This window comes from Mesorhizobium sp. NBSH29 (genome assembly GCF_015500055.1).
Lineage (GTDB): Bacteria > Pseudomonadota > Alphaproteobacteria > Rhizobiales > Rhizobiaceae > Neomesorhizobium.
Genome location: NZ_CP045492.1, coordinates 262,488 through 274,237 on the forward strand (window position 1 = coordinate 262,488; position 11,750 = coordinate 274,237).

An 11,750-nucleotide genomic window follows, 5' to 3' on the forward strand; every position below is an offset into this window, starting at 1 on the left:
GCCACCGGCAGTCTGAAATTCAAAGTTTTTTTGCCAGCTGCTGATCTTCTGTATGGTAGGCGGCGCTACGCGCCAGCCTCAGCCGGCGCTCGCGGTGCACGATATAGAGCCCACTCGCCACGATGATCGCCGCCCCGATAAGCGTAAAGGCATCCGGCAACTGGTCAAAGATGACATAGCCAAAGCAGATCATCCACACCATTTGCAGATAGGGATAAGGTGCAAGTGCCGTAGTGCTGGCCTGCTTGTAAGCTTTAATCAGCAGCCAATGGCCGAAGCCGCCATAAAAACCGAGCGACAACAGCACGACCCATTGCAGGGCGCCGTCCGGCATTGAGGCTGTGGCGGGAACCACCGGCAGCATCAGGATCACAGGAGCGAGCGCGGAGTAGAAGATGAGACTTTCCGGTGTTTCGGTCGCTCCCATCGACCGCGTCATGATCACGTAGAAGCAGTAAGACATCATCGAGCACAGCGCAAATATATGGCCGACCTCGAACGTCGCCACGCCTGGCCGGGTGATGACGAGAACCCCGGCAAATCCGGCGACGATTGCCATCCAGCGCCGCCACCCAGCCCATTCGCCCAAAAGCGGCCCGGCAAGTGCGGTGATGACCATCGGCGCGAAAAAGAAGATCGACATGGTCTGCGCCAGCTGCAGCGTGTTAAGCGCCAGGAAGTTGAAGAAAGTCGAGCCGAAGAGAAAGCCCGCGCGCAGCACCTGCAGCGGAAGGCTTTTCGTGGCCAACATCTGCCGGTTTACCCACGGTCGGAACAGAACGAGGACCAGCACCAAGTGGACGAGAAACCGCATCCAGGAGATGAAGGGTGCATCCATACCGCCAAGCACCAGAAATTTGGCACTTGCGTCGAGGAAAGAAAATAACAGCCCGGCGGCCAGAACGAGAAGAATGGCGCCGCCCGGGGTCGGGCCGTCGCCGGCGTTGTTTTGGGGTATGCGCACTGTAGAAACTTCCGAAGACTGGTATGAGAGGTCGATCCTTTGACCTCAACTTGCGCTGGCCGCAAGCATAAACGTTGGGTTCAGCCCTCAGTCGTCGCCTTCGGCATCGTCGTCAATCTCGACCATGTGACCGCTGGAGAGATTGGCCTCGACCCGAGACAACAGCTTGGCAAGCGCTTTCTGCTCTTTCTTGTCGATGCCCTTCATGGCCTGCTTCTCGGTCTTGCGAACCGACTTTTCAATCGCCCGGATAGCCTCGCGCCCGGTGTCGGTGAGAAAGATATGTGCCTGACGGGCATCCGAATCCGACGCCCGCTTGTCTAGGAATCCCTGCACCTGAAGCCTGTTTATAGTCTTGGTGATGGTCGGTGGCCGCACACCCAGCCGCCCGGCCAATTGCCCCGGCGTTTGCCCATCTTCATGGTCGAGCGCCAGCATAATCTGATCCTGCCCGGCATAAAAACCGTGGCCGAGCAGCCGCGCTGCAAGCGCCGTCCGCGAAAGCCGCGCCGCAGATTGCAGCCGGCTCATCGTTGCACCCCTGTCTGCCTTGGCCATCGGTACCCTCCTGGCGACGAACCCCGGTTCACTTTCGATCCGCTTCGCTTTGCTCATTGCCTGCGCAACCTTTATCGCAACCGAAGCCGCCAGCAAACGCTTTGCCGGCAATGAATCGACTGAACCCCGAATGCTACATGCCAGAGATGCATTTCAATTAGATGACAAACGAAACGGAAGTTGCGCAGACGGCAGGAAGCCATCATTTCCCACGTGCAAAAGCCGATGCCGCTGCCTATATGAGGCCGAACATATCAGCCATTCCGGACAAAATTTGATGAGCGAACCCCAAACGCAGATCCCCGTAACCGTGCTGACCGGATACCTCGGCTCCGGCAAAACGACGCTGCTCAACCGCATTCTTTCGGAAAATCATGGCAAGCGCTACGCTGTCATCGTCAACGAATTCGGCGAAATCGGCATCGACAATGATCTGATCGTGGAATCCGACGAGGAAATCTACGAGATGAACAATGGCTGCGTGTGCTGCACGGTACGCGGCGACCTGATCCGCACCCTTGAAGGCCTGATGCGTCGCCCGGGTCGCTTCGACGCCATCCTGGTGGAAACCACCGGGCTGGCTGACCCGGTTCCCGTCGCCCAGACCTTCTTCATGGACGAGGATGTGCGCGCCAAGACAAAACTTGATGCCGTGGTGGCGCTGGTAGACGCAAAACATCTGCCGCTGCGCCTGAAGGACAGCCGCGAGGCCGAAGACCAGATCGCCTTCGCCGATGTCATCGTGCTGAACAAGACGGATCTGGTAACCGAAGACGAACTGCAGAGCGTCGAGGCCACCATCCGCGCCATCAACCCCGCAGCCGCCATCCACCGAACCACACGCGCCGGCGTGGCGCTGGACAAGGTGCTGGACCGCGGCGCTTTTGATCTGACCCGCGCGCTTGAAAATGATCCGCATTTTCTCGAGGCTCACGATCATCATCACGACCACGATGATGACCACGTCCATGACGAGCATTGTGGCCACGATCACCATGATCATCACCACCAGGGTCACGCCTCGCCGATCCATGATGTGACGATCAAATCGGTTTCGCTGCGCGGCACGGAAATGGATTCGAAGAAGTTTTTCCCCTGGATCGAAAAGATCACCCAGGCCGAAGGGCCCAACATCCTGCGCCTTAAGGGCATCATCGCCTTCAAGGACGATCCGGACCGCTATGTCATTCAGGGTGTCCACATGATCATCGAGGGCGATCATCAGCGCGCTTGGAAAGAGGGTGAGAATCACGAGAGCCGGCTTGTCTTCATCGGTCGCGAACTTGATGCCGAACGGCTGAAGCGCACCTTCGAAGCCTGCCAGGCTGCCTGACCCGGAAGAAAACGCATGCCGACTGTTGCCCCGCTCGACCTTGATGGCCACTGCGTCGCTGCGGCCTTTGTCGCCGACATTCCGCATTTCGCCATGGCCGATGGCGCGGTCCACCGGCTTGACCACGGCCACAAAACCGCACCCGCCCATGACGGACTTTTATGCGCAGTGGTAGAACAGGGAGGCGCGCGCCTCATCACCGGCGGTGAGGATGGCAAAGTCTGTGCGATCAAACCCGACGGGACCGTGGAGACACTTGGCGAACTGCCGCGCAAATGGATCACCAGTGTGGCAAGCGGTCCGCAGGGCGCGATTGCCTATGCCTCTGGCCGCAATGCCTATGTGCGCTTCGCCGATGGCCGGTTGAAGGACTTTGCCCATCCGCGCTCGGCCGAGGGCGTCGCATTTTCGCCCAAGGGCATGCGCATCGGGGTCGCCCGCTATAATGGCGCGACGCTGCACTTTCCGGCCACAACAGGTGGCCCCGCTGACCTGCAATGGGAAGGAGCGCATATCGGTATCACCTTCTCTCCCGACGGAAATTTCCTTGTCACTAGCATGCAGGAAAACGCTCTGCATGGATGGAAGCTTGCCGATGGCAAGCACATGCGGATGACCGGCTACCCTTCCAAGGTTAAATCCATGTCATGGAGCCCCAAGGGGCGCTGGCTTGCAAGCTCCGGCGCTCCGGCTGCGATTGTCTGGCCGTTTGCGGGCAAGGACGGCCCGATGGGCAAGGCACCGCTGGAACTCGGCACCCGCGGCAACATGATGGTGACGGCGGTTGCCTGCCATCCGACCGACGAGATCGTGGCCATTGGCTACGGCGATGGCATGGTTTTGGCCGCGCGCATCGCCGACCAGAAGGAAGTGCTCCTGCGCCGCCCGGGCAAGGGTGCGGTCACCTCGATGGCCTGGGACCGCGACGGCAGTCGGCTTGTCTTCGGCACCGAAGCCGGCGATTGCGGCGTGGTCGACATCACGGGGTGACGCCTGTCGCGGACTGCGTCGACGTCAAAAATCCCAAGGCGAGACAAGATCAAGCCCGGTCGTCTGAAAATCCTTCGAATTGCGCGTTGCCAGCCGGCCGCCATTGATACGCGCAATGGCCGCGATCATTCCGTCCTGCGCCGACATTTCATGGCCGGCGTGGCGCGCCGTGGCCATGATCTCACCATAGCTGAGTGCCGGCCAAGTTGGGAAGTTGCTCCGGAGTGCAAGCCGTGAGAAAAGCTAGATCTCAACGATGGCAAAGAATTCCGAAATCATGACATCTCCCTCAGGCTCGACCCTCGAAGAAGCCGAAAACTTCCTAGCAGCGCATCCCGACATTGAAGCCTTCGACATTGTCCTGACGGACACCAATGGCGTCGGGCGCGGCAAAATCATTCGCCGGAGCGAACTTCTCGCGATCTATGAAGGCGGGCGCAATTTCCCGATTTCGGTGCTCGGACTCGATATCACCGGCGAAGATGTCCATGAGACTGGACTGGTGTGGGAAACTGGTGACGGCGATCTGCGCGCCTGGCCGCTTCCCGGCACGTTGCTGCCGCTGCACGCAACCAGCCCGGCGCGCGGCCAGGTGTTGCTGTCGCTCTACACGCTCGACGATCACCCGATGACCTCTGACCCTCGCCATGCGCTGGCGCGTCAGGTGGAAGCACTCGCCGCCCGCGGCCTGCATCCGGCCGGCGCGTTTGAGCTGGAGTTCTTTCTACTTGCCAATGAGCGCGATACTGAAGGCAACGTGCAGCCTGCTGCAGCCGTGCTGGATGGCCGTGCGAGCCGCAAGACAGAAGTCTATTCGGTCGATCATCTCCACGGCATGGAACCGCTCTTTGCCGACATCTATGCAGCAGCCGAAGCACAGAAAATCCCGGTCGAAACGCTGATCTCGGAATTTGCGCCAGGGCAATATGAATTGACGCTGCACTACCGCAAGAATGTGGTGCGCGCAGCCGACGACCTCATCCTGCTCAAGCGCCTGGTGCGTACGCAGGCGCGCCGCCACGGCGTAACCGCCTGCTTCATGGCCAAGCCGATCGAGAAATATGCCGGCTCTGGCATGCATTTCCACGTTTCGCTCAGCGATGACGCAGGCAACAACGCATTTGTCGGACCCGGCGACGACGCGGGAAACTGGTCGCCCACCATCCGCCACGCCATTGGCGGGCTGGCGGCCACCATGGCCGAGACCATGCTGGTGTTTGCTCCGCACGCCAATTCCTGGCGCCGCTTCGTCTCAGGCTCGTATGCGCCGGTTGCACCGAGCTGGGGCGTGAACAACCGCTCCGTCGCCTTCCGCATTCCCGCCGGCGACGCCAAAAGCCGCCGCATTGAACATCGCCCCTCCGGAGTCGACGCCAACCCCTACCTGGTCGCCGCGACCGTTCTGGCTGGCATTATCAAAGGGCTGGATGAGCAACTGAACCCCGGCCCGGAAACAACCGGAAACGGTTATGCGCAATCAGCCGATACCAGCTCAATACCCAAGGACTGGCGCAGCGCAATCGAGGCTGCGGAAGGCTCCGATTTTCTCAAAGCTGCGCTGGGAAATGATCTCCACCGCACCTTCACCGCCATTAAACGCGCCGAATACCAACGTGTCGCCCGCACGGTAAGCGCGCTGGACTATGAGCTGTATCTGCACGAGGTGTGACCCTCACCGTACCAGGATCGCCCGCAGATCGTTGACATTGGTGCCGGTCGGCCCGGGCCTGAAGATGTCGTTGACGGCGTTGAATGCGGTCCATGCATTGTTGGCGGCAAGCATGGCGCGGGCGTCGATGCCGCCTGTCTGCATGCGAGCGACGCTGGTGGCATCGGCGAAAGCGCCGGCGTTGTCTTCAGAACCGTCAATGCCATCGGTATCGGCTGCGAGCGCTTCGATGCCTGCAATACCGTCGATGCCGAGCGCAAAACCGAGCAGGAATTCGCTGTTGCGTCCTCCCTTGCCGCCCTTGGCGCGTAGGGTCACCGTAGTTTCGCCACCCGATAAAATGAGTACTGGCTTTTGGAACGGACGATCGTGCAACGCCACCTCACGCGCGATAGCCGCGTGGACTGCGCCGACATCGCGCGCCTCGCCCTCAATGGAATCCGACAGGATGACTGCCTTGACGCCGTGGTCCTCCGCAAACCTGGCGGCAGCGGCGAGCGAGACAGCGGCGGATGCAATGATACGGGTTTCGTTGCCAGCAAAGCGCGCATCATCCGGCAAGGGCGCGTCAGCCGCTGGCGAGCATAGGTGCGTCATCACGGCTTCTGGCAAGGTCATCCGGTAGGTATCGGCGACAGCAAGCGCATCAGCGCGGGTGGATTGGTCAGGAACAGTCGGGCCAGATGCCACCAGCGCCGGATTGTCGCCTGGAATATCAGAGACTACCAGCGACACCACCTTGGCCGGATAAGCCGCAGCGGCAAGCCGTCCGCCCTTGATGGCCGAGACATGTTTGCGCACCATATTCATCGCTGCAATCGGCGCGCCGGAGGCTAGAAGCGCCTCATTGACCGCGATCTCGTCGGCAAGTGTCAGGTTACCGGCAGGCGAGGGCAAAAGCGCCGAGCCACCGCCGGAAATCAGCGCAATGACCAGGTCATCCGCCGACAGGTTTTCAACGGTCTTAAGGAGCCGTGCGGCAGCCTTGAGACCGGCTTCGTCAGGCACAGGATGCGCCGCCTCCACTACATCGATGAAGCGGCAGGATGCACCGTAGCCATAACGGGTGACGACGAGACCGGACAATGGTCCGTCCCAGACCTTTTCGAGCGCCGCAGCCATCTGCGCCGACCCCTTGCCGGCACCTATGACGATGGTGCGGCCTTTCGGTTTTGCAGGAAGATGCTGGCGCAGCGTCATTTCAGGATCGGCCGCTGCGACGGCAGCGTCAAAGATGGCCGTCAGGAAGGCTTTGGTGTGGGGGCTCATTCCGCTGCCGACAGGGTCAGCGAACGCGCGTTTCGCCCGAGATGTTCGCACAATGCCGAGACGATCAACTCATGATCCTGCCGCTGCGGCAGACCCGACACCGCGATCACTCCGACCACGCCAACGCCCTTCACCGTTATCGGAAAGCCGCCACCAGCAAGAATAAACTCGGACGGATCGAGCCCATGGCCCGGCGGAAATGTCTTGTCGTCACGCGATAGTTCTAGCCCCATCCGGTAGGTGCTCTTGTGGAACATCTCCACCACATTGCGCTTGCGCCGCGCCCAGTCGAAATTAGAGCCGGTGGAGCCGGGCAGCGCGGCGTAAAACAGCGGTCTGTCCCAGAAGCGGATATCGATAATGATGGGCAGGCTTTCCGCCAACCCGCGCTCGCGCAGCAGTGAGCCGATAGAAAATGCGCGGGCCTCATCGAAACTGTCGAAGACCAGCACCTTTTCCTGCTCGGCTATTTTTGCGATGTCCTGTGCGCGATCCATCTGCTCCCCCTGCTTACCTACCGCCATAGCCGCCAGCCGGCCTATGACGCAAGGTCGGCTTTCATCGCTTTGCCGGCGACATAGACCTCGCGCACCGCACGATCATCGCCGAGCGTCTGCAAAAGGAAAAGCTCTTCTGCAAGCGTTCCCACCGTTTCCATGCGCAGCCGCATCGCCGGCGTAGCGGAAGAATCCAACACCACCAGATCAGCATCGGTTCCGGGTTCCAGCGTACCTATACGCGCTGCCAGCGACAGCGCCTCGGCATTGCCGCGCGTCAGCTGCCAGAAGGAGGCGAGCGGGTTCAGCTTTTCGCCGTTCAACGCAATGACCTTGTAGCCTTCATCCATGGTGCGCAGCATGGAATAGCTGGTGCCTCCGCCGACATCGCTGGCGGCGGCAATGCGCAGCGGTTTTTGACGGGTGCGAAGGCGCTGATAGTCAAACAGGCCCGAGCCTAGGAACAGGTTCGAAGTCGGGCAAAAGACGGCAACCGAGCCGCTGTCGGACAGCGCATCGGCCTCGCGCTCGGACAGGTGGATGCAGTGACCGAACAGCGCCTTTGGCCCGGTCAGGCCGTAGCGCTCGTAGATCGCCGTGTAGTCTCCGGCATTGGGGTAAAGCTCGAGCGCGTAGGCGATCTCGGCATGGTTTTCCGAAAGATGCGTCTGCATGTGCAGGTCTGGATGCTCGCGCATCAGTGCACCCGCCATCTCCATCTGCGCGGGCGAGGAGGTGAGCGCGAAGCGCGGCGTCACTGCGTAATGCTGGCGGCCTTTTCCGTGCCATAAGGAAATCAGCGCCTTGGTGTCGTCATAACCTGATTGCGGCGTGTCGGTCAGGGCTTCGGGCGCATTGCGGTCCATCATCACCTTGCCTGCGATGGTCAGCATGTTGCGCTGATGCGCCTCACCGAAGAATGCCTCGACCGAACTCTTGTGGACCGAACAATAGGCGGCAACCGTGGTGGTGCCATTGCGCAGAATTTCGTCGAAGAACAGCCGCGCGATCCGCCGGCCATGTTGAAGATCCACAAATTTCTGCTCTTCGGGAAAGGTATAGGTGTTTAGCCAGTCAAGCAGCTCCGCTCCATAGGACGCGATCACCTGCATCTGGGGAAAATGCACATGCGCATCGATGAACCCCGGCAAGATGAGGTGCGGGTGATGATCGACCACAATAGCGGAGGGTGAAGCCTTGGCCTTTACGCCGGCATAGCTGCCTGCAGCCAGGATCACGCCATCGGCGATCAACACTGCGCCATCTTCCTCATAGGCACAGGCACCGTGGTCCTCGGCACTATCAGGCCAGCGCAGGAACGACAATGTGCGCCCACGCAGCAAGGTCTGTATAGCGGTCACCGGCGCGCTTCCTCATACCATGTCGCCAGAAGCGCACGCTCCTGTTCCGTCACGCTGGTAACATTGGCCGGTGGCATGGCGTGGCTGCGCCCGGCTTGCAGATAGATCTCGCGGGCATGGTCGGCAATCTGCGCGTCCGTCTCCAGCATCACGCCTTTCGGCGCACGATGCACACCCTCCCATCCGGGCTCAGCCGCGTGGCACATGGCGCAGCGCCCCAGCACCGTATCGCGCACAGTGGAAAAATGCGGCGACGCCATCAGCGCCTGGCTTGCTTGCGAAACCTTCGGCTCTCCGGTGAGAATTTTGGGTACGGTCGACAGCCACATGATGATGACAAACAGCACTGCCGCCACAAGCCAGGTCCAGGTCGGGTTACCCTTACGGGCATGCTGCGTGTTGAAATAGTAGCGGATCAACACACCGATCAAAAACACCAGCGATGCGATCACCCAGTTGAACTGGGTGCCGAACGCCAGTGGATAATGGTTGGACAGCATCAGGAACAGCACGGGCAGCGTCAGGTAATTGTTGTGCAGCGAGCGTGTCTTGGCGATGCGGCCATATTTGGCATCGGGAGTGCGCCCGGCGATAAGATCGGCAACGACGATCTTCTGGTTCGGAATAATGACAAGAAACACGTTGGCCGACATGATGGTAGCGGTGAATGCGCCCAGATGAAGCAGCGCCGCGCGCCCGGTGAACAGTTGCGTATAGCCCCAGGCGATGAACACTACGACCGCATAGAGCACCAGCATCAACAGCGTATCGTTCTGGCCAAGCGGCGATTTGCACAACAGGTCGTAGACGATCCACCCCAGAGCCAGCGATGCCACCGAAATGAGGATCGCCACCGGTGCTGAAATGTCGAGAACATTGGGGTCGATGAGGAATAGATCCGCACCGGCGTAATACACTACGCACAGCATCGCGAAGCCGGTCAGCCAAGTGGCATAGCTTTCCCATTTGAACCAGGTCAGGTGCTCGGGCATGGCAGCCGGAGCCACCAGATATTTCTGGATGTGGTAGAAGCCGCCGCCATGCACCTGCCATTCCTCGCCATGCGCGCCTTGCGGCAAGTCCGGTCGCCGGTTGAGTCCAAGATCAAGCGCAACGAAATAGAAGGATGAGCCAATCCAGGCGATGCCGGTGACCACGTGCAGCCAGCGCACGGCAAAGCTCACCCAATCCCAGAAAATCGTGAATTCGTTCATGCCGTCTGCAATCCTTGTGCCGCGCCATCTGGCGGCACCCTATTGTTGCCGTTTCGACGATCGACCGAAAGACCCAACATACGCGATGACTTTCAAAAAAATATGGAAAATACTGTGACTCTCGCCCGCGCTACCGTGTGAATGACCTGGAGACTGAATGGCCTATCTCGACAACATTGCCGTCTTCGTCCGGGTCGTAGAGCTCGGAAACCTGTCCGCCGCCGGGCGTGACATGCGCATTTCGCCGGCAGTCGCCTCCAACCGCATCAAGGAACTGGAGAAGCATCTGGGCGTGCGCCTGTTTAACCGCACCACGCGACAATTGATGCCGACCGAACACGGCACGGTGTTCTACGAAGGTGCAAAGCAGGTGCTGGGATCCATCCTCGAAGCGGAAGCCGCGGTGAGCGCACTTTCAGGTCAACCGCGCGGCTCGATCCGGGTCACCGCGCCGCTGGGCCTTGGCCGCAGGCTGATCGCATCCGGAATCCCCGACTTCCGCGACACCTATCCCGAAATCGAAGTCCGGCTCAGGCTCTCCGACCACAATGTCGATATCATGAAGGAAGGTATCGACGTCGCCTTCCGGCTCGGCCTGCTCGAAGATTCGAGCCTGAGGATGCGCGGCATCATGGATTGCGAGCGCGTACTCGTCGCCGCGCCGAAATATCTTGAAAACCGCGGCGAACCGCAGACAGGTGAGGCGCTGGTTACCGACAACCACGATTGCCTGATGCTGCGCTTTCCCGGTTCGAAGGAATATTATTGGACCCTGGCAACGCCCGAGGGCCCGAAGAAATTTGAAGTTCACGGGCCTTTCGACAGCGACGATGGCGATGTGCTGACCGGCTGGGCGTTGGCCGGTCGCGGCATCGTCAACAAGCCGCGTTTTGAGGTAGAGCCTTTCATCCGCGATCGCCGGCTGAAGGTTATTTTGGCCGATACGCCACCGCCGCCTATCCAACTGGCCGCAGTCTATCCACACAAAAACTTCCAGGACCCCAAAGTCCGCCTGCTGCTGGACTTCATGGCCGAACGCTGCCAGCGCCTGATCAAGGAATTGCTAGCCGAGCGATAAAGCAGGTTATCCCAACAGCGCAGAAACTATTTCGGCCGCCGCCAGTGCGGCGATGACTGCCGGGCGCTTGTCGTCCACCGTGTCGCCACCGATGGGCGACACAAGCTGAGGCAACCGTGCCTCATCTCCATCTGCGGTCTTGAGATACCAGCTGGTAAAGGTAGCGCGCTTGGTTTTGGAGCCAATCATGCCGATATAGGCCGCGTCGTCGCGGGCAAGAGCTGCGGCAACGATCATGAAATCAAGCGCGTGGTCATGCGTGAGCACCACGAAGGCCGAGCCGGCGGGGGCAGATCGCACATACTCTTCCGGCACTGCCGTCAGCTGCGTTTCGATTGTGTTGGGCAGGCCGATTAACGCATCCGCTCGCGTCTCAATTACATGGACCTGCAGCGGTAGAGGGGAAAGGGCCGATGCCAGTGCGTGACCGACATGGCCGCCGCCAAAAAGGAAGACGGGGCGGTGTCGCGCATCCTCTATGCGCGCTGCCTCCAGAACCTGTTCCAACACATCAGGCGTCACCAGTTCGACTGCGAGCCCGACACGTCCCCCGCAGCACTGGCCGATTTCAGGACCGAGAGGAACATCGAGACTTTGCACAGCGGATGCATTCCCCGCCAGCAACTCCCGCGCAGCGTCTATCGCCATGAATTCGAGCTGGCCACCGCCGATAGTTCCAAAAATGGCATCCGCCGACACCAGCATCCATGCGCCTTCCTCCCGCGGCGTCGAGCCTTTGGCCTCGTTCACCTTTAACCGTGCGACCGGCTGATGCTGCGCCAGGAACGCGCCCACAGCCTCGGCGATCCGCGCCATC

Annotated in this window: 11 protein-coding genes and 1 pseudogene; 4 read left to right on the plus strand and 8 right to left on the minus strand. The window is 60.4% G+C overall.

All coding sequences use genetic code 11. The features are described from left to right. Window positions 1–19: 19 nt before the first annotated feature. Together GA830_RS01310 and GA830_RS01315 are read right to left on the minus strand one after the other, a co-directional pair. Entirely contained in the window at window positions 20–964 is a 945-nt protein-coding gene (locus GA830_RS01310) for a DMT family transporter (RefSeq protein ID WP_258045520.1), read from the minus strand. 87 nt (window positions 965–1,051) lie between these two features. Beyond that, window positions 1,052–1,522 carry a MarR family winged helix-turn-helix transcriptional regulator gene (locus tag GA830_RS01315; RefSeq protein WP_195163353.1) on the minus strand — a complete coding sequence of 157 codons (471 nt, stop codon included), beginning with the start codon at window positions 1,520–1,522 and terminating at the stop codon, window positions 1,052–1,054. Window positions 1,523–1,799: 277 nt separating this feature from the next. Between GA830_RS01315 and GA830_RS01320 the strand changes: the two genes are divergently transcribed. Further along, window positions 1,800–2,855, plus strand: coding sequence for a CobW family GTP-binding protein (locus GA830_RS01320; RefSeq protein WP_195163354.1), 1,056 nt, complete (start codon window positions 1,800–1,802; stop codon window positions 2,853–2,855). Window positions 2,856–2,870: 15 nt separating this feature from the next. Beyond that, complete coding sequence (locus GA830_RS01325; protein WP_195163355.1) at window positions 2,871–3,845, plus strand: WD40 repeat domain-containing protein; 975 nt, start codon at window positions 2,871–2,873, stop codon at window positions 3,843–3,845. A 24-nt stretch (window positions 3,846–3,869) separates the two neighbouring features. Here the strand turns inward: GA830_RS01325 and GA830_RS01330 are convergent. Beyond that, window positions 3,870–4,043, minus strand: a pseudogene (locus tag GA830_RS01330) (type II toxin-antitoxin system VapC family toxin); the annotation flags it as partial. Between the two features lie 79 nt (window positions 4,044–4,122). Between GA830_RS01330 and GA830_RS01335 the strand changes: the two are divergent. Continuing rightward, on the plus strand, window positions 4,123–5,514 hold the full coding sequence (locus GA830_RS01335) for a glutamine synthetase family protein (RefSeq protein WP_195164703.1): 1,392 nt from the start codon (window positions 4,123–4,125) through the stop codon (window positions 5,512–5,514). 3 nt (window positions 5,515–5,517) lie between these two features. Here the strand turns inward: GA830_RS01335 and GA830_RS01340 are convergent, their stop codons facing one another. Genes GA830_RS01340 through GA830_RS01355 form a run of 4 tightly spaced genes read right to left on the minus strand, consistent with a single transcriptional unit; the run spans window position 5,518 to window position 9,855 of the window. Next, window positions 5,518–6,783 carry a glycerate kinase type-2 family protein gene (locus GA830_RS01340; protein ID WP_195163356.1) on the minus strand — a complete coding sequence of 422 codons (1,266 nt, stop codon included), beginning with the start codon at window positions 6,781–6,783 and terminating at the stop codon, window positions 5,518–5,520. Beyond that, window positions 6,780–7,280, minus strand: coding sequence for a heme-degrading domain-containing protein (locus tag GA830_RS01345; protein WP_195163357.1), 501 nt, complete (start codon window positions 7,278–7,280; stop codon window positions 6,780–6,782). The genes GA830_RS01340 and GA830_RS01345 overlap by 4 nt, the downstream gene beginning before the upstream one ends. Window positions 7,281–7,321: 41 nt before the next feature. Then, complete coding sequence (gene guaD / locus GA830_RS01350; protein ID WP_258045522.1) at window positions 7,322–8,641, minus strand: guanine deaminase; 1,320 nt, start codon at window positions 8,639–8,641, stop codon at window positions 7,322–7,324. Beyond that, window positions 8,638–9,855, minus strand: a complete 1,218-nt coding sequence (locus tag GA830_RS01355; RefSeq protein ID WP_195163358.1) for a urate hydroxylase PuuD — start codon at window positions 9,853–9,855, stop codon at window positions 8,638–8,640. Before GA830_RS01355 ends, guaD begins: the two co-directional genes overlap by 4 nt. A gap of 157 nt (window positions 9,856–10,012) precedes the next feature. Between GA830_RS01355 and GA830_RS01360 the strand changes: the two genes are divergently transcribed. Then, a complete protein-coding gene (locus GA830_RS01360) occupies window positions 10,013–10,933 on the plus strand; it encodes a LysR family transcriptional regulator (protein ID WP_195163359.1) in 921 nt (306 codons plus the stop codon). Between the two features lie 6 nt (window positions 10,934–10,939). Here GA830_RS01360 and xdhC read toward each other — a convergent pair whose 3' ends face one another. Then, window positions 10,940–11,749, minus strand: a complete 810-nt coding sequence (gene xdhC, locus GA830_RS01365) for a xanthine dehydrogenase accessory protein XdhC (RefSeq protein ID WP_195164705.1) — start codon at window positions 11,747–11,749, stop codon at window positions 10,940–10,942. Between the last annotated feature and the right edge of the window lies 1 nt (window position 11,750).